16 protein-coding genes, 16 tRNA genes and 3 rRNA genes (1 of these 35 cut by a window edge) are annotated in these 23,301 nt (G+C 45.7%); 34 read left to right on the top strand and 1 reads right to left on the bottom strand.

The window, feature by feature from the left end; all coding sequences use genetic code 11:
• The 28 genes from AC0VXY_RS06410 to AC0VXY_RS06545 form a co-directional block, all read left to right on the top strand.
• Window positions 1–28 (top strand): 16S ribosomal RNA (locus AC0VXY_RS06410) (it extends 1,524 nt beyond the left edge of the window).
• Window positions 29–264: 236 nt separating this feature from the next.
• A 23S ribosomal RNA gene (locus AC0VXY_RS06415) occupies window positions 265–3,201 on the top strand.
• Window positions 3,202–3,499: 298 nt separating this feature from the next.
• A 5S ribosomal RNA gene (gene rrf, locus AC0VXY_RS06420) occupies window positions 3,500–3,616 on the top strand.
• Together the 16S, 23S and 5S rRNA genes with 16 tRNA genes alongside form the textbook arrangement of a ribosomal RNA operon.
• A gap of 7 nt (window positions 3,617–3,623) precedes the next feature.
• Window positions 3,624–3,698, top strand: a tRNA-Asn gene (locus AC0VXY_RS06425).
• A 6-nt stretch (window positions 3,699–3,704) separates the two neighbouring features.
• Window positions 3,705–3,796, top strand: a tRNA-Ser gene (locus AC0VXY_RS06430).
• Between the two features lie 15 nt (window positions 3,797–3,811).
• A tRNA-Glu gene (locus AC0VXY_RS06435) sits at window positions 3,812–3,886 on the top strand.
• 38 nt (window positions 3,887–3,924) lie between these two features.
• Window positions 3,925–4,000: transfer RNA gene (locus tag AC0VXY_RS06440), tRNA-Val, on the top strand.
• A gap of 75 nt (window positions 4,001–4,075) precedes the next feature.
• Window positions 4,076–4,149, top strand: a tRNA-Met gene (locus AC0VXY_RS06445).
• 10 nt (window positions 4,150–4,159) lie between these two features.
• Window positions 4,160–4,236: transfer RNA gene (locus AC0VXY_RS06450), tRNA-Asp, on the top strand.
• Between the two features lie 159 nt (window positions 4,237–4,395).
• Window positions 4,396–4,471: transfer RNA gene (locus AC0VXY_RS06455), tRNA-Phe, on the top strand.
• A gap of 14 nt (window positions 4,472–4,485) precedes the next feature.
• Window positions 4,486–4,561: transfer RNA gene (locus tag AC0VXY_RS06460), tRNA-Thr, on the top strand.
• A gap of 13 nt (window positions 4,562–4,574) precedes the next feature.
• A tRNA-Tyr gene (locus AC0VXY_RS06465) sits at window positions 4,575–4,658 on the top strand.
• A gap of 8 nt (window positions 4,659–4,666) precedes the next feature.
• Window positions 4,667–4,740, top strand: a tRNA-Trp gene (locus tag AC0VXY_RS06470).
• 11 nt (window positions 4,741–4,751) lie between these two features.
• Window positions 4,752–4,827: transfer RNA gene (locus AC0VXY_RS06475), tRNA-His, on the top strand.
• 39 nt (window positions 4,828–4,866) lie between these two features.
• Window positions 4,867–4,938, top strand: a tRNA-Gln gene (locus AC0VXY_RS06480).
• Between the two features lie 4 nt (window positions 4,939–4,942).
• Window positions 4,943–5,017 (top strand) — tRNA-Gly (locus tag AC0VXY_RS06485).
• A 7-nt stretch (window positions 5,018–5,024) separates the two neighbouring features.
• Window positions 5,025–5,098, top strand: a tRNA-Cys gene (locus AC0VXY_RS06490).
• A gap of 8 nt (window positions 5,099–5,106) precedes the next feature.
• Window positions 5,107–5,190, top strand: a tRNA-Leu gene (locus tag AC0VXY_RS06495).
• Between the two features lie 4 nt (window positions 5,191–5,194).
• Window positions 5,195–5,268, top strand: a tRNA-Gly gene (locus tag AC0VXY_RS06500).
• 476 nt (window positions 5,269–5,744) lie between these two features.
• Window positions 5,745–6,641 (top strand): carbohydrate ABC transporter permease, encoded by an 897-nt coding sequence (locus AC0VXY_RS06505; RefSeq protein ID WP_435994599.1) that lies wholly within the window; start codon window positions 5,745–5,747, stop codon window positions 6,639–6,641.
• The gene (locus tag AC0VXY_RS06510; protein ID WP_435992273.1) at window positions 6,641–7,468 is read left to right on the top strand and encodes a carbohydrate ABC transporter permease; all 828 of its coding nucleotides are present in this window, start codon (window positions 6,641–6,643) and stop codon (window positions 7,466–7,468) included. The genes AC0VXY_RS06505 and AC0VXY_RS06510 overlap by 1 nt, the downstream gene beginning before the upstream one ends.
• An 82-nt stretch (window positions 7,469–7,550) precedes the next feature.
• A complete protein-coding gene (locus AC0VXY_RS06515) occupies window positions 7,551–8,828 on the top strand; it encodes an ABC transporter substrate-binding protein (RefSeq protein WP_475527336.1) in 1,278 nt (425 codons plus the stop codon).
• A gap of 142 nt (window positions 8,829–8,970) precedes the next feature.
• Window positions 8,971–10,746: a cache domain-containing sensor histidine kinase gene (locus AC0VXY_RS06520; protein ID WP_475527337.1), complete on the top strand. Its 1,776-nt coding sequence runs from the start codon at window positions 8,971–8,973 to the stop codon at window positions 10,744–10,746.
• A gap of 16 nt (window positions 10,747–10,762) precedes the next feature.
• Complete coding sequence (locus AC0VXY_RS06525; protein ID WP_435992267.1) at window positions 10,763–12,331, top strand: response regulator transcription factor; 1,569 nt, start codon at window positions 10,763–10,765, stop codon at window positions 12,329–12,331.
• A gap of 15 nt (window positions 12,332–12,346) precedes the next feature.
• Window positions 12,347–13,072, top strand: coding sequence for a ThuA domain-containing protein (locus AC0VXY_RS06530; RefSeq protein ID WP_475527338.1), 726 nt, complete (start codon window positions 12,347–12,349; stop codon window positions 13,070–13,072).
• Between the two features lie 19 nt (window positions 13,073–13,091).
• A complete protein-coding gene (locus tag AC0VXY_RS06535) occupies window positions 13,092–14,117 on the top strand; it encodes a Gfo/Idh/MocA family protein (RefSeq protein WP_475527339.1) in 1,026 nt (341 codons plus the stop codon).
• Window positions 14,118–14,132: 15 nt separating this feature from the next.
• Window positions 14,133–15,173 (top strand): Gfo/Idh/MocA family protein, encoded by a 1,041-nt coding sequence (locus AC0VXY_RS06540; protein WP_435992261.1) that lies wholly within the window; start codon window positions 14,133–14,135, stop codon window positions 15,171–15,173.
• Between the two features lie 12 nt (window positions 15,174–15,185).
• Window positions 15,186–16,154: a sugar phosphate isomerase/epimerase family protein gene (locus AC0VXY_RS06545; RefSeq protein WP_475527340.1), complete on the top strand. Its 969-nt coding sequence runs from the start codon at window positions 15,186–15,188 to the stop codon at window positions 16,152–16,154.
• A gap of 254 nt (window positions 16,155–16,408) precedes the next feature.
• On the opposite strand, the gene AC0VXY_RS06550 is transcribed toward AC0VXY_RS06545, so the two are convergent.
• A complete protein-coding gene (locus AC0VXY_RS06550; protein ID WP_475527341.1) occupies window positions 16,409–17,080 on the bottom strand; it encodes a B3/B4 domain-containing protein in 672 nt (223 codons plus the stop codon).
• Window positions 17,081–17,180: 100 nt separating this feature from the next.
• Here AC0VXY_RS06550 and queG point away from each other — a divergent pair, with 100 nt between their 5' ends.
• The 6 genes from queG (at window position 17,181) to AC0VXY_RS06580 (ending at window position 23,260) form a co-directional block, all read left to right on the top strand.
• Entirely contained in the window at window positions 17,181–18,320 is a 1,140-nt protein-coding gene (gene queG, locus AC0VXY_RS06555; protein WP_475527342.1) for a tRNA epoxyqueuosine(34) reductase QueG, read from the top strand.
• A gap of 85 nt (window positions 18,321–18,405) precedes the next feature.
• Entirely contained in the window at window positions 18,406–19,278 is an 873-nt protein-coding gene (locus AC0VXY_RS06560; protein WP_475527829.1) for an amidase domain-containing protein, read from the top strand.
• Between the two features lie 66 nt (window positions 19,279–19,344).
• Window positions 19,345–19,818, top strand: coding sequence for a tRNA (uridine(34)/cytosine(34)/5-carboxymethylaminomethyluridine(34)-2'-O)-methyltransferase TrmL (gene trmL, locus AC0VXY_RS06565; protein ID WP_098441230.1), 474 nt, complete (start codon window positions 19,345–19,347; stop codon window positions 19,816–19,818).
• An 86-nt stretch (window positions 19,819–19,904) separates the two neighbouring features.
• Complete coding sequence (gene nfsA / locus AC0VXY_RS06570; RefSeq protein ID WP_475527343.1) at window positions 19,905–20,654, top strand: oxygen-insensitive NADPH nitroreductase; 750 nt, start codon at window positions 19,905–19,907, stop codon at window positions 20,652–20,654.
• Between the two features lie 425 nt (window positions 20,655–21,079).
• Complete coding sequence (locus tag AC0VXY_RS06575) at window positions 21,080–22,975, top strand: PrkA family serine protein kinase (protein ID WP_435992249.1); 1,896 nt, start codon at window positions 21,080–21,082, stop codon at window positions 22,973–22,975.
• Window positions 22,976–23,077: 102 nt separating this feature from the next.
• Entirely contained in the window at window positions 23,078–23,260 is a 183-nt protein-coding gene (locus AC0VXY_RS06580) for a hypothetical protein (protein WP_435992247.1), read from the top strand.
• The last annotated feature ends 41 nt before the right edge of the window (window positions 23,261–23,301 follow it).

The following is a 23,301-nucleotide window of genomic DNA, read 5'->3' on the forward strand; positions in this document are numbered from 1 at the left end:
CGGAAGGTGCGGCTGGATCACCTCCTTTCTAAGGAAGATTTACAAAAACGTTTGACACGTCGAAGTTTTGTTCAGTTTTGATGGTTTAATTACCATCAAAACTTTTTGTCTCTTACGAGATAAAAAAGGATTTGTTCTTTGAAAACTAGATAAAGATAAATTGATAGTCAAGAAATTACCGAATATCGCCATTTTAGGGTTTAAACCTTAATTAGTAAGTGATCAAATTTTGATTTAGCAGCAAAGCTGATAAAGCGAAATTTAGGTTAAGTTATGAAGGGCGCACGGTGGATGCCTTGGCACTAGGAGCCGACGAAGGACGGGACTAACACCGATATGCTTTGGGGAGCTGTAAGTGAGCTTTGATCCAGAGATTTCCGAATGGGGGAACCCATTGTTCGTAATGGAACAATATCCTTACTTGAATACATAGAGTATGGAAGGCAGACCCAGGGAACTGAAACATCTAAGTACCTGGAGGAAGAGAAAGCAATTGCGATTCCCTGAGTAGCGGCGAGCGAAACGGGATATAGCCCAAACCAAGAGGCTTGCCTCTTGGGGTTGTAGGACACTCTATACGGAGTTACAAAGGAATGAAGTAGACGAAGAAGTCTGGAAAGGCTCGTCAAAGAAGGTAACAACCCTGTAGTTGAAACTTCATTCCCTCTTGAGTGGATCCTGAGTACGGCGGGACACGTGAAATCCCGTCGGAAGCTGGGAGGACCATCTCCCAAGGCTAAATACTCCCTAGTGACCGATAGTGAACCAGTACCGTGAGGGAAAGGTGAAAAGCACCCCGGAAGGGGAGTGAAATAGAACCTGAAACCGTGTGCCTACAAGTAGTCAGAGCCCGTTAACGGGTGATGGCGTGCCTTTTGTAGAATGAACCGGCGAGTTACGATCCCATGCAAGGTTAAGTTGATAAGACGGAGCCGCAGCGAAAGCGAGTCTGAATAGGGCGAATTTAGTATGTGGTCGTAGACCCGAAACCAGGTGATCTACCCATGTCCAGGATGAAGTTCAGGTAACACTGAATGGAGGTCCGAACCCACGCACGTTGAAAAGTGCGGGGATGAGGTGTGGGTAGCGGAGAAATTCCAATCGAACTTGGAGATAGCTGGTTCTCTCCGAAATAGCTTTAGGGCTAGCCTCATGTGTAAGAGTCTTGGAGGTAGAGCACTGTTTGGACTAGGGGCCCTCATCGGGTTACCGAATTCAGACAAACTCCGAATGCCAAAGACTTATCCATGGGAGTCAGACTGCGAGTGATAAGATCCGTAGTCGAAAGGGAAACAGCCCAGACCACCAGCTAAGGTCCCAAAGTATACGTTAAGTGGAAAAGGATGTGGAGTTGCTTAGACAACCAGGATGTTGGCTTAGAAGCAGCCACCATTTAAAGAGTGCGTAATAGCTCACTGGTCGAGTGACTCTGCGCCGAAAATGTACCGGGGCTAAACGTATCACCGAAGCTGTGGATTGACACCTCTAGGTGTCAGTGGTAGGAGAGCGTTCTAAGGACTGCGAAGCTAGACCGTAAGGACTGGTGGAGTGCTTAGAAGTGAGAATGCCGGTATGAGTAGCGAAAGATGGGTGAGAATCCCATCCACCGAATGCCTAAGGTTTCCTGAGGAAGGCTCGTCCGCTCAGGGTTAGTCGGGACCTAAGTCGAGGCCGATAGGCGTAGACGATGGACAACAGGTTGATATTCCTGTACCACCTCTTTTCCGTTTGAGCAATGGGGGGACGCAGGAGGATAGGGTAAGCGCACTGCTGGATATGTGCGTCTAAGCAGTTAGGCTGATGATGAGGCAAATCCCGTCATCTTAGAAGGCTGAGCTGTGATAGCGAGCGAATTATAGTAGCGAAGTTCCTGATTCCACACTGCCAAGAAAAGCCTCTAGCGAGGAAAAAGGTGCCCGTACCGCAAACCGACACAGGTAGGCGAGGAGAGAATCCTAAGGTGAGCGAGAGAACTCTCGTTAAGGAACTCGGCAAAATGACCCCGTAACTTCGGGAGAAGGGGTGCTCTGGTAGGGTGCAAGCCCGAGAGAGCCGCAGTGAATAGGCCCAGGCGACTGTTTAGCAAAAACACAGGTCTCTGCGAAGCCGTAAGGCGAAGTATAGGGGCTGACGCCTGCCCGGTGCTGGAAGGTTAAGAGGAGTGCTTAGCGCAAGCGAAGGTGCGAATCGAAGCCCCAGTAAACGGCGGCCGTAACTATAACGGTCCTAAGGTAGCGAAATTCCTTGTCGGGTAAGTTCCGACCCGCACGAAAGGCGTAACGATCTGGGCACTGTCTCAACGAGAGACTCGGTGAAATTATAGTACCTGTGAAGATGCAGGTTACCCGCGACAGGACGGAAAGACCCCGTGGAGCTTTACTGTAGCCTGATATTGAATTTTGGTACAGCTTGTACAGGATAGGTAGGAGCCTTGGAAACCGGAGCACAAGCTTCGGTGGAGGCATCGGTGGGATACTACCCTGGCTGTATTGAAATTCTAACCCGCGCCCCTTATCGGGGTGGGAGACAGTGTCAGGTGGGCAGTTTGACTGGGGCGGTCGCCTCCTAAAGAGTAACGGAGGCGCCCAAAGGTTCCCTCAGAATGGTTGGAAATCATTCGCAGAGTGTAAAGGCACAAGGGAGCTTGACTGCGAGACCTACAAGTCGAGCAGGGACGAAAGTCGGGCTTAGTGATCCGGTGGTTCCGCATGGAAGGGCCATCGCTCAACGGATAAAAGCTACCCCGGGGATAACAGGCTTATCTCCCCCAAGAGTCCACATCGACGGGGAGGTTTGGCACCTCGATGTCGGCTCATCGCATCCTGGGGCTGTAGTCGGTCCCAAGGGTTGGGCTGTTCGCCCATTAAAGCGGTACGCGAGCTGGGTTCAGAACGTCGTGAGACAGTTCGGTCCCTATCCGTCGTGGGCGCAGGAAATTTGAGAGGAGCTGTCCTTAGTACGAGAGGACCGGGATGGACGCACCGCTGGTGTACCAGTTGTCTTGCCAAAGGCATCGCTGGGTAGCTATGTGCGGAAGGGATAAGTGCTGAAAGCATCTAAGCATGAAGCCCCCCTCGAGATGAGATTTCCCATCACGTAAGTGAGTAAGATCCCTAGAAGATGACTAGGTAGATAGGTCAGAGATGGAAGCATGGCGACATGTGGAGTTGACTGATACTAATCGATCGAGGACTTAACCAAACTATAAAGCGGAGGCGGCTTGAACAGAGACGACAAGCATTTCTGGGCAATCAGAAGAGGGTGTTTTTTACCCTCAGCTGATTGAACTGAAATGACCTCGAGTCTCTAGCCGCCGGAGCTGGAATGTTATCTATTGCAATAGTAGATACAACAATGGGTCGATATTCGGCTTTCTTGACATCAATTCTTTATCTAGTTTTGAAGGAATAAAATTTATATGAAAATATAAAAAAATCCTTGAAAAAAATTATCAACACGATATAATAGTACTTGTCCTTAAAAAAGGGACAATACATAGTCTGGTGACTATGGCGAAGAGGTCACACCCGTTCCCATGCCGAACACGGAAGTTAAGCTCTTCAGCGCCGATGGTAGTTGGGGGATCTCCCCCTGTGAGAGTAGGACGTCGCCAGGCATATCGTTCCGCAGTAGCTCAGTGGTAGAGCTATCGGCTGTTAACCGATCGGTCGCAAGTTCGAATCTTGCCTGCGGAGCCAATATATGGAGAGCTGTCCGAGTGGCCGAAGGAGCACGATTGGAAATCGTGTAGACGGTTAACGCTGTCTCAAGGGTTCAAATCCCTTGCTCTCCGCCATTTTGTTTTCAGTAAGGCCCATTGGTCAAGCGGTTAAGACACCGCCCTTTCACGGCGGTAACACGGGTTCGAATCCCGTATGGGTCACCAATTTTTTTGCGGAAGCAAAAGAACTTACCATGTAATATGGAGGATTAGCTCAGCTGGGAGAGCATCTGCCTTACAAGCAGAGGGTCGGCGGTTCGATCCCGTCATCCTCCACCATGATTTCTTACGAAGCGTAAGCAGAGTAAAATAATCTTCCTTAATTAGTATTTGTAACTTACCATTTCTTATCGTCGCGGGGTGGAGCAGTTCGGTAGCTCGTCGGGCTCATAACCCGAAGGTCACAGGTTCAAATCCTGTCCCCGCAATACCATTTTTGGTCCGGTAGTTCAGTTGGTTAGAATGCCTGCCTGTCACGCAGGAGGTCGCGGGTTCGAGTCCCGTCCGGACCGCCATTTTTATATTAGATAGTCATGAAATGGAAAAGGGTTTCGATAAGCGAGAAGGTCGAGGAAGCGATCGAAGGAACACCGGAGCGTATTTTACATACGTGAGGATGTGACTGAGTGAGCTGACGAAGAGATTCGAAGCTTAGCGGAAGCCGAAAACTATATGGCTCAGTAGCTCAGTTGGTAGAGCAATGGACTGAAAATCCATGTGTCGGCGGTTCGATTCCGTCCTGAGCCACCATTTATTTACTTGATGCCGGTGTAGCTCAACTGGTAGAGCAACTGACTTGTAATCAGTAGGTTGGGGGTTCAAGTCCTCTTGCCGGCACCATTGTTTTATAGCTGGAGGGGTAGCGAAGTGGCTAAACGCGGCGGACTGTAAATCCGCTCCTTCGGGTTCGGCAGTTCGAATCTGCCCCCCTCCACCATTTATTCTAGGGGTATAGTTTAAAGGTAGAACGAAGGTCTCCAAAACCTTTGGTGTGGGTTCGATTCCTACTACCCCTGCCAATTATTTCATGGCGATTGTGGCGAAGTGGTTAACGCACCTGATTGTGGTTCAGGCATTCGTGGGTTCGATTCCCATCAGTCGCCCCATAAAAGTCACATTTTTATTTCCGTGACATATACTATCAGTGGGCTATAGCCAAGCGGTAAGGCATCGCACTTTGACTGCGACATGCGTTGGTTCGAATCCAGCTAGCCCAGTAGTGCGGAAGTAGTTCAGTGGTAGAACACCACCTTGCCAAGGTGGGGGTCGCGGGTTCGAATCCCGTCTTCCGCTCCAATATTAAGGCGGCATAGCCAAGTGGTAAGGCATGGGTCTGCAAAACCCTGATCACCGGTTCAAATCCGGTTGCCGCCTCCAAATGTAATGCCGGTGTGGCGGAATTGGCAGACGCGCACGACTCAAAATCGTGTTCCTCTGGAGTGCCGGTTCGATCCCGGCCACCGGTACCACATCGCGGGTGTAGTTTAGTGGTAAAACCTCAGCCTTCCAAGCTGATGATGAGGGTTCGATTCCCTTCACCCGCTCCAACTTACATACGACAGGCTTTCTCTTCATGAGGAAGTTTTTTTTAATGTTTAATTATGAAAAAACGTTTAACCAGCATCATTTTTACCGTTATGGACGTTTATCTGATCGACTTCACTATATTTATTCTCGATCAAAGCCAATTTATTTTCAAAACTGGACCACTTATTTTCAATTCCACGATTTTATTTTCAAAAACACCACTTTTATTTTCAATTCCAGCATTTTATTTTCAAAAAGCCGATTCACCGCCCACTCATTCCCCAAACAGAACCACAAAGGAATCCAACCTTTTCATTTACCCACCACCCATCAAAACAAACCCCATCTAGTCAAAATATTGCACCTTCTTCGTCAATTGAGTTCCCCTTTTTGAGAAAGCGCTACCATTATAATATAAGAAAGCGATTACACAGTTAGGGTGGTGATACGGGTGGAACCAAAGATTCAGACTGGACCAGTAAGCCCAGATGTACAAATGAAGGCAGTGACGAAGAAAAGGTTCAAGTATAAGAGCTTGCTGACGTACGCTGCCTTTGTAGGACCGGCACTTTTATTTTTCTTAGTGATTCAGATTCTTCCATTCTTAATGGGGGTGTATTATTCCTTTACCTCATGGAATGGTGTCAGTTCGGTTGTTGAGTGGGTAGGATTTGATAATTATAAGAAGATTTTCACGGATGACAAAACGTTTTTCAATTCTTTCATGTTCACGACGAAGTTTATGTTTGCGGCAGTGATCATCAGTAACTTGATAGGATTCGGATTTGCTCTTTTACTGAATGCGGCGTTGAAGACGCGTAATATCCTGAGGACCGTATTTTTCATTCCGAACGTCATCGGGGGATTGTTACTCGGGTTCATCTGGCAGTTCATCTTTGTGAAAGGATTCGCCTCACTCGGGAATATGACGGATATCGGATTTTTTAAAATGCCATGGCTTGGTGATGAGAAGACGGCTTTCTGGGGTATTGTTATCGTATTTGCATGGCAGATCTCGGGGTATATGATGGTTATTTATGTAGCGGCATTGCAAGGGGTCGACAATTCTCTTCTTGAAGCAGCGAAGATAGATGGTGCATCGAGCTGGACGCTCCTGACGAAGATCATCATTCCATTGATTTTACCGGCATTCACGATTTGTTTCTTCCTGACGATTTCGATGGCCTTTAAAATATTCGATTTAAATATCTCGCTGACAGGCGGTGGGCCGTTCAATTCTACACAATCCGTTGCGATCAATATTTATCAGGAAGCTTTCCAGAATAACCGTTATGGACTTGGAACGGCGAAATCGATTCTGTTCTTTGTGGTAGTGGCTGTGTTTACGACAGTCCAGGTGATGGTGACGAAGAAGAAGGAGGTTGAGGCATAATGGGCAATCGTTATACGAAGAGAACATTTGTATTAGAGATTATCGGGATTGTGATCGGGCTCATTTTCCTTGTCCCTTTTTACTTCGTATTGATCAACTCGGTGAAACCGTTCGCTGCAATTCTGATTGATGCGGCGGCATGGCCGGAAGAATTTGTGTTTTCCAACTATGCAAAAGTGTGGGAAATCATCAATTTCCCCCGGGCTTTCTGGAATTCACTGGTCATCACGGTTTTCAGTAACCTCGGTTTAGTGATCATCAGTTCCATGGCAGCATGGAAGATGGTTCGTACACCTGGGAAGTTCAGTAAAATCCTATTCGTCATCTTTGTATCCGCCATGGTGATCCCGTTCCAGACGGTGATGATCCCTTTGATGAAAGTTGGGGGGACGTTGGGACTGACAAATAGCATTCCTGGTCTCATTATCATGTACTTTGGGTTCGGAGTGCCACTTTCCCTATTCTTATTTCACGGATTTGTGAAAACCGTCCCGATTGAAATCGAGGAATCAGCGATGATAGACGGCTGCAGTCAGTTTGGCGTATTTTGGAGAATCGTCTTCCCATTACTGAAGCCGATTACGGTTACTGTGATCATTTTGAACACATTATGGATCTGGAATGATTACCTGCTTCCACTCCTTGTTTTACAGGATGCGGAACTGCGGACAATCCCACTTGCAGCCAGTTCGTTCTTTGCACAGTATACGAAGCAATGGGATATGGGACTTGCAGCATTGGTGCTTGGAATCACACCGATCATCATCTTCTTCCTATTTTTACAGAAGCATATCATAAAAGGGATTGCTTCAGGTTCGATCAAGTAGATATAAAGTTTCTGTCGAGATGGTCTATCATTGATACAGAAATTTATATAAAATATTTTATATCAGGGAGGTCAATCCATTTATGAAACGTATTTTATTACTGTGTATGTCTTTGGTTTTAGTATTTGGAATCATTGCAGGTTGTTCTTCTAAAGACAAAACTAGCAGCTCAGGCGGAGATTCGGGTTCAGGTGAGGATGTCGTAACGCTGAATTTCTTCCAGTTCAAGGTTGAAATTGCCGATCAGCTGCAAGAAATGATCAAAGAATTCGAAGCGGAGCATCCGAACATTAAGGTCAAGCTTGAAACCGTTGGTGGAGGTGCCGATTACGGAGCTGCCCTTAAAGCGAAATTTGCTTCAGGTGAAGAGCCGGATATTTTCAACAATGGCGGATTCAAAGAGTTAGAGCTTTGGAAAGAGAAGCTTGCGGATCTTTCTGGTGAACCATGGGTAGAGCATGTCCTTCCGATCGGGAAAGTTCCGATGACGGATGAGGACGGTAAGCTTTATGGTATGCCAGTTAACTTGGAAGGGTATGGTTTTGTTTACAACAAAGATTTATTTGAAAAAGCAGGCATCACTGAGCCTCCTAAAACGATTGATGAGTTGAAAGACGCTGCGAAGAAGCTCGAAGCGAAGAAAATCACTCCTTTCTCAGCGGGTTACGGTGAGTGGTGGGTAATCGGGCAGCATTTACTGAACATTCCATTTGCACAACAGGAAGATCCGAATAAGTTCATCGCGGGACTTTATGACGGTTCTGAGAAAATTGTTGGAAACGAGAAGTTCAAACAGTTCAAAGAAGTATTGGACACTGAGCTTAAATATGCCAATGATAATCCTTTAACGACGGATTATAATACACAGGTAACGTTGTTTGCTTCTGGTGAAACGGCGATGCTTCAGCAAGGGAACTGGACTGAGAACATGATCACGGAGATCAACCCTGATATCAATATGGGCTTCCTTCCGATTCCAATCAGCAATGACGATAATGCAGATCGCCTTCCTGTCGGTGTGCCGAATAACTGGGTATTGAATAAGAACTCTAAACATCTTGAAGAAGCAAAAACATTCTTGGAGTGGATGGTTTCTTCTGAAACAGGTAAGCGTTATATCACAGAAGAATTTGCGTTCATCCCTGCTTTCGACAATATCGAGCCGAATGGTCTTGGTGACTTAGGTCAATCCATCCTTGACTACTCTAAGGATGAGAAGACGATCCCTTGGACTTGGTTCAAATGGCCGGATGGAGCGAACAAAGAATTTGCTGCGACCATCCAGGAATATGCAGCAGGAAAAATTGATTATGATACGGTACTTGAGAGATTCCAGCAAACATGGGATAACTTGAAGTAAACACAATAATGGAAAGCATGTCTACTTAAGGCATGCTTTCTATTTTATAAGTTTAGTAGGAATATTTCGAAAAAACACTTCCAAGAGCGGGGAATAACACTTTATACTAGTGTATAAGTGAGACCTGGGAGGTCCGTCCCTCATGTTAAAGACAAGCATTCGGAATAAGTTGATTGCGCTGTTGATGATTACGACGATTGTGCCGTTTGGCAGTTCGATCATTATTACATATTTGTATACGAAGGATTCGATAGAGGAGCAGGTGGTGAAGGAGAGCAGTAATCTCCTTTATCAGGGGAAGGTGAACTTGGAGAGCTATATCAATGAGCTCAACGGGTTATCGCTATCCCTCTATAATAATCCCGATTTCATTAATTTCATGAGGTCACCGGGTAAGGAGAATAATTACCTGACGATCGGCATCGTGAAGAATATTGTGCAAACGATTCTCTACACAGGGGACACGATCAACGGAGTACGCATTTCCTTTGCCGACGGTGACCGTGTTATTTCGGCAACAAAGCGTTCCACCGTTGTGTTTTCCAATAGAATAAAAGATTCACAGTGGGAATACTTCAGAAAAGCAGAGCGAAGCCCGTACAATATGTACATTGAACCCACCTTTAGCCAGGAAGAAGAGAATATTAACCGTTCGAAGGAAATCATCACGATCCACCGGGTATTCCGCAATGTACCTGGTGATGAGGTGCTGGCGTATATATCCCTGGATATTTCACCTGATAAAATCATCGATTTGAGCAGGAATCTCTATAATCCAGAATCAGAGGAATTTTATTTATTATCTTCAGAAGGGGAAATGATTTACAGCTCGGATCGCGACGTATCAGATGATGGAAACAATCAGAAATGGATCAGAAGAATCATGGAGTCAAAGGATGTTTCAGGGACCCTTGAGTGGAAGGAAGATAGGTTCAACGGAGTGATGATGTACGATCAGCTTCCAGCTTCTGCGGGCGGATGGTTCCTTGTGAAGAGGGTATCTTATGGCAACCTGTATGAAAGTGCCTTTAGTGTGGCGAAGATCAATATCTTGTTCGGGGTTATTGGATTGACCCTCGTTGTGCTGGCGACTCTGTTTGTTTCCTTTAAAATCACCTCACCAATCCGGATACTGCTCTCAAATATCCAGGAGGTGGAAAAAGGGAATATGAAGGTGCAGGCGGAATCATTCGGCTTTGATGAAATCGGGATCCTTGGAAATCGGTTTCAGCAGATGATCGAGCGGATCAATCATTTAATCAACAGGGAATATAAGCTGGAGCTTGAAAACAAAACGAATCAATTAAAGGTTCTGCAGTCGCAGATCAATCCCCATTTTCTCTACAATGCCCTGCAGTCCATCGGAACGATTGCGCTTAAGAACAAGGTTCCGCAAATATACTCCCTGATCACCCATTTATCTAAAATTATGAGGTATGGGATGAATATGGAAGAGGATGTGGTTCCTTTAAGCAAGGAAATCAACTATACGAACGCATATCTCCTTTTACAAAAGGAGCGGTTTGGCGAAAACCTGGAGTACAGTGTCGATATGGACGAAGGGGTGAAGGAGGTTCTCGTTCCGAAAATGATCCTGCAGCCCCTTATAGAAAACTACTTTAAGCACGGGTTCGACATCCGTGATGGAGTGGGGAGGATTGATCTTGTCTGCTTTCAGGATGGGGCAGAACTGGTGATGGTCGTCCGGGACAATGGAGCAGGGGTGACAGAAGACAGGCTCAGGGAAATAGAAGAGCACTTCAAAGCAGATGCATGGAATAAAACCGGTGAAGAAACCAATATCGGGCTGAAGAATGTTTATGTAAGATTGAAGCTTTACTATGACCACAAGGCCACTCTGCTACTTGAGAATCATGAAGAGGGAGGCTTTATGGTCACCATGAGGCTGCCATTATGAATGGAGGGTGAGGCAAATGAAGGCAATCATCATTGACGACGAAAAGCATGTGCGTGAAGGGTTACTTTTGTTGGCTGAATGGGATAAGCATGGCATCCACACCATCCTCGAGGCGGAAGATGGAGACGAAGCCATCGAATTGATCATAAAGCACAGGCCCGAGATCATCTTCACGGATATGCGGATGCCGAAGAGGGACGGCATCACCCTGTTAAAGTGGCTTCATGCCTCTGATCTGACAAGCAAGACCATCGTCGTAAGCGGATATGATGACTTTGAATATATGAGAAACGCAATCCATTATAAGAGTTTCGATTACATTCTGAAACCGATTGAACCGGATGTGCTGAATGACACGCTGGATAAAGCGGTGAAGGAGTGGAATGAGCAGGCACGCTCCAGAAAATCTCAAGTAGAGGAAAACCGGGTCATGAATGAAGTGAAACCCCTTTACTGGGATCGGTTCTTCTCATCTCTTTGTTCGAAAGAAGGCATTACAAAAGAGATGGCAGAAAAAGTTGAAAAAGAGTTCGGTGTGTCCATCGAAAAGCTGCATAAGACTGTTGCACTCCTGCCGATCAAGCCGATCGTGATGAAGTCTTTTCAGGGAGACAGGGATCTTGCCTTTTTTACCATCATCAATATTTGCAATGAGCTTTTACGGAAGCAGAACGATGGGGTTTGTTTCCGGAATAGCAACAAAGAAGAAGAACTTGTTATTCTCTTCTGGAATCATAAGCATGTATCGTACTTACTGGAGGAAATCCACTCATTGATCTATCAATATGGCAGGGTTTCCCCGGTCATGGCTCTTGGTAGTAAGTCGAGAAAGGTGAAGGAAGCTTATGAATCCGCTCTTGAAGTGTATTCCAGGCACCCCCTGCTTGCCCAGAAAAAGTTCGTCACCCATCAGGATGTGAAGGCAGGGGCCCATCTCCATTTACTGGATCACTCCAATGAATTGAAGTGGGCGATTCGTTCCGGAAGCAGGGAACAAGTCCAGTCCCAGCTGGAAGGGATCTTTTCCAAATTAGAAAACAGTCATATTCTTTCACTCGAGCAGATTCAGGTGTGGGAGGATCAGTTTGAGATTCTGCGGAATAATTGGTTGAAAGAATACGAGATCAGGCGTCAGGAAGCATTTTACCGGGGCACGGATTACTGGAGGGAAGATGGCTCGTTTTCGTTCAGGAAATTTAAAGAGGAAAAGACGAAAGAGTTTATCGAACTCATTCAGACGCTGACTCAGGCTAAATATCAAAAGGAAAAAAACAATATGCAGTATATTGAGGAATATCTGCAGCAGCATTATCAGGAGGATATCAATCTTCAGAACATTGCCGACAGGTTCTACTTAAGCAGGGAATACATTTCCCGTAAGTTTAAGCAGGATTATGGTGCGACCATCACAGATTATGTCACGAATATCCGGATGGAAAAGGCAAAGAAGCTCCTTGAGAATCCTTACTTGAAGATTTACGAAGTGGCCTATGGTGTAGGGTATGGAAATGAAAAATATTTCAGTAAAGTATTCAAGAAACATGCCGGCCTCACACCAAATGAATACCGGCATACACAAACTTAATTTGGAGGTTTTACAATGATAAACGTTACAGTATGGAATGAAAATCGTCATGAACAAAAGAATCCTAAAGTGAGAGAAGTGTATCCTGAAGGAATTCATGGTGCCATTGCCTCTTTCCTCGGAGAAGCGTCCTACAATGTGAAAACAGCTACATTGGATGAAGGTGATCACGGATTGACGGAAGATGTACTGGAAGCGACGGATGTATTGGTCTGGTGGGGACATATCGCCCATGAAGAAGTGAAGGATGATGTGGTAGAACGTGTGAAACAGCGGGTTCTTGACGGAATGGGCTTGATCGTCCTTCATTCAGGTCATTTTTCTAAAATTTTCAAAACCTTGATGGGGACATCCTGTGACCTTAAGTGGCGTGAAGCGGATGAGAAGGAACGAATCTGGATTGTCGACCCGAGCCATCCGATCACAGCCGGTTTAGGGGAATATTTCGAGCTTGAAAAAGAAGAAATGTATGGAGAGCATTTTGACATACCGGCTCCTGATCAGCTTGTGATGGTCAGTTGGTTCGAGGGTGGAGAAGTGTTCAGAAGCGGGTGTACGTATCAGCGTGGGAACGGAAAAGTATTTTACTTCCGTCCGGGACATGAAACCTATCCAACTTATTACAATGATAATGTCCAAAAGGTCATCGTCAATGCAGTGAAATGGGCAGCACCTGTGGATCATGCAAGACCTGTATATGGTAATGCAAAACCGCTCGAAGAAATCAAAGGATCAAATTGATAATAGAGGAGGAAAAATCATGAATACATTAAAAATCGGGGTTATCGGATGTGGAAGTATCGCTCGGCACCGTCACCTTCCGGAATATGCAAATAATCCAAACGTTGAAGTAGTCGCAGTGTGTGACATCGTCGAGGAACGGGCATGGAAAATCGCTGATGCTGTCGGAGCTAAAGCTTATACCAATTATAAAGAACTGCTGGCAAACGCTGATGTGGAAGCAGTGAGCGTATGTACACCGAACTACCTGCATGCACCGATTTCCATCGATGCCCTGAACGCAGGAAAGCATGTACTATGTGAAAAGCCGATGGCGACTTCAAGTGAAGAAGCAGAAAGCATGATCGAGGCCGCTGCTAAAAACGGTAAAAAGCTGATGATCGCTCACAACCAGCGTTTTGTCCCTTCGCATCAAAAGGCGAAGCAGCTCATTGAAAACGGGGAGGTGGGCAAAATCTACAGCTTCCGTTCTGCATTCGGCCACGGCGGTCCAGAAGGTTGGAGTGCTGACGGGAAGAACAGTTGGTTCTTTAAAAAGGATGAAGCGTTCATCGGTGCCATGGGTGACCTTGGTGTTCATAAAACGGATCTTCTTCGTTACATTCTAGGGGAAGAATTTTCCGAAGTCGGTGCCTTTGTGGAAACAAGCGCAAAGGAAAATGCTGATGTGGATGATACAGCAGTATGCGTATTGAAAACGGAAAGCGGTACAATCGGTACCCTTGCAGCAAGCTGGTCTTATGTGTCAAAAGAAGACAACTCGACAATCATATATGGGGAGAAAGCGATTCTCCGTTTAGAAGATGATCCGGTCAACTCCCTTATCGTGCAATACTCGAGCGGGGAAGTAGTGAAGTATGAGCTTGGGGGCATTCAAACGAATGACGAGGGAGGACAATCGAATTCCCGCGTGATCGATCAATTTGTACACAGCATCCTCCACGATGCAGAGCCTCCCGTACCGGGTGAAGAAGGAAAGAAATCACTTGAGGTTGTCTTGGCTGCTCTTGAATCAAGTGAAACAAAACGAATTGTAAAGCTATAAAGGGGAATGCGAGCGATGACCAAACTTCGGATGGGAGTGATCGGCGTCGGAGGTATCGCCCAGACGCGTCACATCCCTACTTTTATTAAACTATCAGATTCAGTATCTATTGAAGCAATCAGTGATATCAATCCAGTCACGGCTCAAACCGTGGCAGAAACCTTTAACATCCCACACGTATTCAGTGATTATCGGGATATGTTCGGGCATGTGGATGCCGTAACGGTCTGTACTCCGAATAAATTTCATGCGGAAATCACGATTGCCGCCCTCGAAGCGGGTCTTCACGTGTTTTGCGAGAAACCGATGGCCATGACTCCTGAGGAATGTGAAAGAATGATCGCTGCCGCTGAAGAATCAGGGAAGGTTCTGGCAATCGCCTATCATTATCGTTTCATGAAGGACTCACGTGCGGCGAAGCGGGTGATCATGGAAGATGAAATCGGAGAACCGATGGTCGCGAGGGCAAGAGCGATCCGTCGACGCAAAGTACCGGGCTGGGGAGTGTTTACCAATAAGGAGCTTCAAGGCGGCGGCAGCCTGATCGATTACGGATGTCACTTCCTCGATCTATCCCTGTGGCTTCTCGGAAATCCGGCACCTGTTGAAGTGACGGGGACGACCTATAACAAACTTAGTAGAATGCCTGATCAAGTGAATCAATGGGGAGATTTTGATAAAGAGAGCTTCGAAGTCGATGACCACGTGACCGCTTATATCAGATTCGATAACGGTGCATCCATGCTTTTTGAAACGTCCTGGTCCGCAAACGTGAAGAGTGATGAAGAAAGCATGAGCATCTCAGGGGAAACGGGAGGAATCGATCTATTCCCGTTCCAGATGAACCAGATGAAACATGGCATGCTCCTGAATAGTGACGCGGATTGGGTTCCCGGTGAAGATGATCCGAGTTTTCCACAAGCCCGGAACTTTATCAACAGCTGTCTCGGTTTAGAGGAATTGGTTGTGAAACCAAAGGAAGCCAAGCAGGTGTCCCAAATCATAGATGCCATTTATAGAAGCAGTGAAACCGGACAGAGCATCACATTGAAATAGGAGGAAGTATAAATGAAACTAGGCGTATTTACCGTATTATTTTCACAAAAAAATCTTGATGAAATGCTTGATTATGTAAAAGAAGCCGGTCTTCACGCGGTGGAAATCGGTACGGGAGGATATCCCGGAAATGCCCATTGTGACCTGGACGCCCTTTTAGAAAGCGAAGAAAAGAGAAACGAGTATTTAGAGAAAGTGACGTCTAGAGGGCTTGAGATCAGTGCCTTCAGTTGTCATGGAAATCCGATCTCACCTGATGCTGCCTTTGCGGAAGAATCCCATGTAGCGCTTCAGAAAACGATCAAGCTTGCCGGGTTGATGAACGTACCTGTCGTGAACTGCTTCTCCGGAACAGCAGGTGACCATGAAGGAGCCAAGCACCCGAACTGGCCTGTCTCCCCCTGGCCAAATGAATACGGGGATATCTTGAAATGGCAGTGGGAAGAAAAGTTGATTCCGTATTGGAAAGACATCGGGAAGCTGGCAGCGGATCATAACGTGAAGATCGGTCTCGAACTGCACGGAGGTTTCCTTGTACATACTCCGTATACCTTATTGAAGCTTCGTGAAGAAACATGCGATGCGATCGGAGCCAACCTGGACCCAAGTCATCTTTGGTGGCAGGGGATCGATCCGGTTGCAGCCATCAAGATCCTTGGAAAAGAAAATGCGATCCATCATTTCCACGCGAAGGACACATACATCGACCAGGACAACGTCAATATGTACGGTCTGACAGATATGCAGCCATACGGCAGCATCCAGACAAGGGCGTGGTCCTTCCGTTCAGTAGGCTGTGGACACAGCTTGCAGGAATGGTCGGATATGATGAGTGCCCTGCGCACATTCGGGTATGATTATGTCGTCAGCATCGAGCATGAAGATCCGATCATGTCGATTGAAGAAGGATTCGGCCGTGCCGTGAAGAATCTGAAATCGATTTTGATTGAAGAACAGCCGTCGGATATGTGGTGGGTGTAGGTTTTTTGAAGGGAGAGGGTCCATTGGGCTCTCTTTTTTTTGAGGCGTAAGTGTGATTGTCTCGAGTAGGTGTTTCGGGTTTGCATTTATTGTTAATTGGCTGGATTATTTGTTAAAATGGCCGGATTTTCACAAAAATGGCCGGATGCAACGTAATTTCGGCTGGATTAACGGCAAAAACGGCCGGATTATGGTGAATTTCGGCCGGATTCGGATTGACCCCGGCCACAGTCAAAATTAGGTTGGAGAATCCACTATCCACCAACCACTTCAAACGACCCTTCCCCACCATGAATCCCGATGAACATATCCATCAATGACTTCGTCAGTTTCCCGCTTTCTTCATTAGAAAGGGAAGGCTTAAGGAAGATGATCTGTACGGCATTTTTGGTTTCTTCGCCGACAGGGGCGCGGTCGGAATCGACGAATGGACTGCCGAAGGGTCCGTCCCCGTCACAGGCGACGATGAGGTTTTCCAGGGAGTTTTCCCGGCCGTTGAGACCTGTGTAGGTTTGTCCTGTTTCCCCGACTTTTAACTCGAGGTGATTCCCCTTGAGCCCCGCACAGTCGTAGATACCGATCGGCACTTCGTATTGAAGGGAGAAGAAGTTATTGAGATCGATGGCAGAATTAATGGTAGTCAGATAGTTTTGTTTTTTGACACGGCGGAAAAGGGCCTCGGCTGAATGTCGGTAACGGTTCGGATCTTTTCCTGTACTTTTGAAAATTTCCCTCCATGTGGCTATCCCTTCCAGTTCAGTCACGCTCTTATCATGAAGATCAAAGAAGATCGATTCCTGAAACAGCTGAAGTCTGCCTTTCAGCATTTGAGGAGAAGCGCCGACTTCGATATGATGGTATTGAATGAATCCGACTTTGAAATCGGGGATTTTACTGGTTATGGATGAATCAATTGTGATTTCCACTTATTTTCCCTCCACATTTGTTTTAAAATAGTTTATCATAATACACGTTGCTATTTCACGAATGCTTATTTTAAAAAAATTCAGAAAGGAGGCAGGGGCAATGGATATAGATCAATTAAAGCAGGATATCATTCGGTACAGTAAGGAGATTGGAATAGATAAGATTGGATTCACCACCGCCGGTACGTTCTCTGAGATGAAGAACCGGCTCCTTCGTCAGGAGATGCTCGGGTATCAATCCGGGTTTGAGGAGAAGGATATTGAGAAGCGGGTCGATCCTTCCTTGATATTTGATCAACCGAAATCGATCATCGCGATTGCCCTTGCCTATCCTTCCAAGATGAAAAATGCCCCCCAAAGCAAGAGGGGGGAGAGACGGGGGATATTCTGCAGGGCATCATGGGGGACGGATTATCACCATGTGCTCAGGGATCGTCTTTCTAGACTTGAAGAGTATATTGTCTCCAGAGTCCCACAGGCGCGTTTCAAATCCATGGTGGATACGGGGGAACTCGTGGACCGGGCCGTCGCGGAGCGTGCAGGGATTGGCTGGAGCGGAAAGAACTGTTCGATCATTACACCTGAATTCGGTTCTTATGTGTATTTGGGGGAGATGGTGACAAACCTGCCATTTGCACCGGATACACCGATGGAAGACCAGTGCGGGACATGTAATAAATGTGTGGACGTATGCCCGACAGGGGCCCTCATTGAAGGCGGGCAGCTGGATGCTCAGAAATGCATTGCCTTTTTAACCCAAACAAAGGGATTTCTTGCGGATGAGTACCGGGTGAAGCTTGGAAATCGCCTGTACGGATGTGATACCTGTCAAACCGTTTGTCCGGAAAATAAAGGGATGGATTTCCATTTTCATGAAGAGATGGAGCCGGATCCGGAAATCGCAAAGCCGCTCTTAACGCCGCTATTAACCATCAGTAACCGTGAGTTCAAAGAGAAATACGGTCATGTATCAGGTTCCTGGAGAGGAAAGAAGCCCATACAGCGAAACGCCATCATTGCTCTTGCTCACTTTAAAGATGTTACGGCCGTAGATGACCTTATCCATGTGATGGAAAAAGATGTGAGGCCCGTCATGCGGGGAACCTCCGCATGGGCCCTGGGGAAAATCGGCGGAGAAACAGCGGAAAAAGCACTCCTCATGCAGCAAGCGGTTGAAACGGATGAAGAAGTCATAGATGAAATACAAAAAGGTCTTAACCTAATACGCCACAAAGGATAAACTCATCAATTCTCCTCGAGTTTATCCTTTTTTGTTTTGAATGGTTTGAGTGGAGCATATCAATTAGTGAGGAGGGGAGACGATGATTCGAAAGCTGTTAATGGAAAAAGTCCATCATGTAATCGAAGAATATACTTCTCGCAGTCAATCAGATTACGAGAGTGACAAAGTGAGAAGGAAAAAAACATCTTGTCAGGAGCGCCACGCAGAAATCGTGAAGGTGGATGCAACCGGAAAGGTCCTCCGTATTACACAAGAAAGCAATGAGACTCAAACCATTTTATATGATGTTCATTATAAATATCTCATCAAGCAGGGCGCCCTGCTCTATTTGGAAGAGGAAGTAGAGAATCGAAGGGCGGTCTTCTACAATGATAAAATGTATGAAGATGGAGAAATCCAGATTCAACGTGAAGAGGGTGTGGAAGAAGACGAGAGCGTCGCTACTGAAGAAGAAGAAAGAGTGACGTACAGGTATGACCGACTAAGTGCCGTTCAATATGCAGAGCGGTGGTGGAACAGCTATAACCCGGCATTCAAGAAGTTCGAGAATGATTGCACGAACTATATTTCGCAATGCCTTCATGCAGGGGATGCTCCCATGCGTGGGTATCCCACCAAGGGAAAGGGCTGGTGGATGCGGAATCAGAACTGGAGTTACAGCTGGACGGTGGCGAATTCCTTGAGGTGGTATATCCCTAATTCGACGATCGGTCTTCGCGGGAAGCTTGTAGATGATCCGAAAGAATTAAAGCTTGGGGATGTGATCTGCTACGACTTTGAAGGGGACGGACGTTTTGATCATACGACCATCGTTACTGGGAAGGATGCCGGGGGAGAGCCCCTCGTGAATGCCCATACCTTCAATAGCCGGATGAGATATTGGAAATATGAAGATTCCACTGCCTATACACCTAATATCAAATATCGTTTTTTTACGATTGTAGATGACCGTTAAGTCTTGTTCTATGGGGGAGAAGTGGTATAATGTCACTTAGAGTTTTATGAATGAGGTGACATTGACATGGGAGTACATGTTGTATTATATCAACCAGAAATCCCTGCTAACACAGGGAATATTGCAAGAACTTGTGCAGCGACAGACACAACCCTGCACCTGATCCGGCCACTCGGATTCTCGACGGACGATAAAATGTTAAAGCGCGCCGGCCTTGATTATTGGCAATTTGTGAACATTGTCTACTATGATTCCATTGAAGAGTTCTTCGAGAAAAACGAAGGCGGTGAATTTTTCTATTTAACAAAGTACGGGAAAATCCCTCACACCAACTTTGATTATAGTGTGGAAGATAAAGAATACTTCTTCATTTTCGGCAGGGAAACATCCGGACTTCCTGATGACATCATCCAGAATAATCTGGACCGGGCCCTCCGCATCCCGATGAATGAAAACGTCCGTTCTTTAAACCTTTCCAACACAGCGGCGATACTCATCTATGAAGCCTTAAGGCAGCGGAATTATCCGGGTCTCTTATAAAAAGCAGGAATGAAAATCAAATGATTTTCATTCCTTTTTTTATTTAGCTTATACTAGGAGGATAATGAGAAGGGAGAGACTACATAATGAATGAAACCATCGAGACCATCCTGAAACATCGATCCATCCGTAAATTTAAAAATGAATCACTGACCGAGGAGCAGATCCGTACGATTATCTCCAGTGCACAGGCTGCGAGTACATCAAGTTATATACAGGCGTATTCGATCATTGGAGTGAAGGACCCCGTGAAAAAGAAGAAGCTTGCTGAGCTTGCCGGGAATCAACCTTATGTTGAAGTAAACGGTCATTTCTTCGTATTCTGTGCTGATTTATTCCGCCATGAAAAAATCGGTGATTGGGAAGGAGCAGACGTAATTCCTTCTTTGGAAAGCACGGAAAAATTCATGGTGGCTCTCATTGACGCTTCCCTGGCAGCACAGAATGCAGCCATCGCTGCTGAATCAATGGAACTTGGAATCTGCTATATCGGCGGGATCCGTAATGATCTGGAATCCGTGAGTGAACTGCTGGGGCTGCCGGAGAGGGTCATCCCTTTATTTGGACTTGCTGTCGGTATTCCCGAACATCATTCGGATGTTAAGCCGAGACTGCCGATGGAATCGGTTTATCATGAGGATTCATACAATGTGGATGAGACGTCCATAAAGGAAGGACTCGACTGTTATGATGAAACCATTTCTGCTTATTATCATGCACGGACCGCGGGTAAACGATCGGATCGCTGGACCGCGCAAATGGCGAAGATGCTGTCTGGTAAGAAGCGGATGTATATGAAGGAATTCGTGGAGAAGAAAGGTTTTAATAAAAGATAAGAAATTCAACCGGAAAAATGAAAAAGAACTGGCCATGTGGTCAGTTCTTTTTCAGGTTTTATTAATTAGTTTGAGCCGGGTTTATCGTTATATCCAGCAGTGAAAATCGCTACTAAGAATACTAAAGATACACCTACGATCATGACAGTACCCATGTTTTGCAACCTCCCAGTTAACATATTTCACAGTCTGTCTTTAGTATAGCCTATTTTTAAATTGATGTGAACGAAAGTTGGATTTTTTTTGCTGTTTTGTGAAAGTTTGAAGGTCGGATGAGAAAGCGTTTCATATTTAAGCCCTATTACAAAGAATGAAGCGAATACCGACCGTTTGTCTTTAATTAAAATATCTTCTTAACATGTTCGGGTGAACAAGCGCATAGATTATATTAATCGTCTCTCATTAAGCGACAGGGGGAGGTCCTTATGGATATTTTAAAAAGAATTGAACATTACCGAGAAGAAGAAGAGAAACTGAAATGGGAAGGGACGTTTGCTCAGTATTTAGACCTGCTGAAAGAGAAGCCTTGGATCGGGCAGTCTGCTCATTCAAGAGTCTTTAATATGATTAAAGATGCCGGAGTCGAGGAGGTCGAGGGGAAACGGAAGTATAAATTCTTCAGCAATCAATTATTTGGCTTAGAAGAGGCGCTGGAAAGACTCGTTGAAGAATACTTTCATCCTGCTGCGAAACGATTAGACGTGAGAAAGAGGATTTTATTATTGATGGGTCCTGTAAGTGGAGGGAAATCGACACTCGTTTCCATGCTGAAACGGGGACTCGAGCAGTATTCACGGTCTGAAAGAGGAGGAGTGTTCTCCATTAAAGGCTGTCCGATGCATGAAGACCCGCTGCATTTGATCCCTCAGCATTTACGTGAAGAGTTCTATGAAGAGTATGGCATCCGCATTGAAGGAAATCTCTCTCCGTTGAATACAATGCGTTTGGAGAAAGAATACCAGGGCCGCATTGAAGACGTCCAAGTGGAAAGAGTCTTCTTCTCTGAAGATAAACGTGTTGGAATTGGTACATTCAGTCCCTCAGATCCAAAGTCACAGGATATCGCTGATTTAACAGGAAGCATCGATTTCTCAACGATTGCTGAATTTGGTTCAGAATCCGATCCTCGTGCATACCGGTTTGATGGGGAATTAAATAAAGCGAACCGTGGGTTGATGGAATTCCAGGAAATGCTCAAATGTGATGAAAAGTTCTTATGGCACTTATTATCTCTTACCCAGGAAGGGAACTTCAAAGCTGGCCGGTTTGCCCTGATATCTGCTGACGAATTGATTGTGGCTCACACAAATGAAACCGAGTATCGATCCTTCATTTCGAATAAAAAGAATGAGGCCCTGCATTCACGTATCATCGTCATGCCGGTTCCGTATAACTTGAAGGTCACCCAGGAAGAGAAGATATATGAAAAAATGATCAACGAAAGTGATGTTTCGAACGTCCACGTGGCTCCTCATACATTAAGGGTCGCAGCGATGTTCACGATCCTGACCCGGCTGAAGGAACCGAAGCGTGGTGACATCGATTTAATCAAAAAGATGCGCCTGTATGATGGAGAAAATGTAGAAGGCTTCAATTCTGCAGATGTGGATGAAATGAAGAAGGAATACCAGGATGAAGGTATGAGCGGTATCGATCCGCGTTATGTGATCAACCGTATCTCGTCTACCATCATTCGAAAAGAAGTACCGACCATTAACGCATTAGATGTTCTCCGGGCTTTGAAGGAAGGGCTGGACCAACATCCATCGATCACCAATGAACTTCGGGAAAAATATTTAAACTTTATCTCCCTTGCCCGGAAAGAGTATGATGATATTGCGAAGAAAGAAGTCCAGAAAGCCTTTGTGTACTCGTATGAAGAGTCTGCCAAAACGCTTATGGATAACTATCTTGATAATGTTGAAGCCTACTGCAACAAAGCAAAGCTTCATGATCCGTTAACGGGTGAAGAAATCAATCCGGATGAAAAGCTGATGCGTTCCATCGAGGAGCAGATCGGAATCTCTGAAAATGCGAAGAAGGCATTCCGTGAAGAAATCCTGATCCGTATCTCTGCCTATGCCCGTAAAGGGAAGCGATTCGACTACAATTCACATGATCGCCTGAGAGAAGCCATTCAGAAGAAGCTATTCGCTGACTTGAAGGATGTTGTAAAGATCACGACATCATCCAAAACGCCAGATGAACAGCAGCTGAAAAAAGTCAACGAAGTGGTTGCCCGCCTCATCGATGAACATGGCTACAACTCGACATCCGCCAATGAATTACTGCGCTATGTGGGCAGCCTGTTAAACCGTTAATATAAGTGCAATCGGGAGGTGCTTCGACATCTCCCGGTTTTTTTCCGGGGTGTTTAAATCTCTCATCTAAAGGGAAAAGTAGTATCCAAGAGGTGAAGAGATATGAGTAAAAGCAAACACGAATTAGATAAAAATCATGAACCGGAAAACGGTTCAATGGCACATGATATGGAAGAAATGGAGCAGTTAGGGAAACAGATGGATAAGCTCAGAACGAATGAAGAATTGAAAGAGGATAAAAAGCAGCCCGATCCTGTTCAATATAAGGAGAAAGACAAGGATTAGTTGACAGAAAACTCTGAATATAATAATCTATAAATAGAGAG

The sequence above is a fragment of the Rossellomorea sp. QJM3NY_18 genome, from assembly GCF_056173145.1.

Coding starts and splice junctions, on each gene's coding strand:
- trmL (WP_098441230.1), top strand. CDS start 19,345: ATGGGAGTACATGTTGTATTATATCAACCAGAAATCCCTGCTAACACA.
- AC0VXY_RS06580 (WP_435992247.1), top strand. CDS start 23,078: ATGAGTAAAAGCAAACACGAATTAGATAAAAATCATGAACCGGAAAAC.
- AC0VXY_RS06575 (WP_435992249.1), top strand. CDS start 21,080: ATGGATATTTTAAAAAGAATTGAACATTACCGAGAAGAAGAAGAGAAA.
- AC0VXY_RS06530 (WP_475527338.1), top strand. CDS start 12,347: ATGATAAACGTTACAGTATGGAATGAAAATCGTCATGAACAAAAGAAT.
- nfsA (WP_475527343.1), top strand. CDS start 19,905: ATGAATGAAACCATCGAGACCATCCTGAAACATCGATCCATCCGTAAA.
- AC0VXY_RS06535 (WP_475527339.1), top strand. CDS start 13,092: ATGAATACATTAAAAATCGGGGTTATCGGATGTGGAAGTATCGCTCGG.
- AC0VXY_RS06525 (WP_435992267.1), top strand. CDS start 10,763: ATGAAGGCAATCATCATTGACGACGAAAAGCATGTGCGTGAAGGGTTA.
- AC0VXY_RS06545 (WP_475527340.1), top strand. CDS start 15,186: ATGAAACTAGGCGTATTTACCGTATTATTTTCACAAAAAAATCTTGAT.
- AC0VXY_RS06515 (WP_475527336.1), top strand. CDS start 7,551: ATGAAACGTATTTTATTACTGTGTATGTCTTTGGTTTTAGTATTTGGA.
- AC0VXY_RS06520 (WP_475527337.1), top strand. CDS start 8,971: ATGTTAAAGACAAGCATTCGGAATAAGTTGATTGCGCTGTTGATGATT.
- queG (WP_475527342.1), top strand. CDS start 17,181: ATGGATATAGATCAATTAAAGCAGGATATCATTCGGTACAGTAAGGAG.
- AC0VXY_RS06505 (WP_435994599.1), top strand. CDS start 5,745: ATGAAGGCAGTGACGAAGAAAAGGTTCAAGTATAAGAGCTTGCTGACG.
- AC0VXY_RS06540 (WP_435992261.1), top strand. CDS start 14,133: ATGACCAAACTTCGGATGGGAGTGATCGGCGTCGGAGGTATCGCCCAG.
- AC0VXY_RS06510 (WP_435992273.1), top strand. CDS start 6,641: ATGGGCAATCGTTATACGAAGAGAACATTTGTATTAGAGATTATCGGG.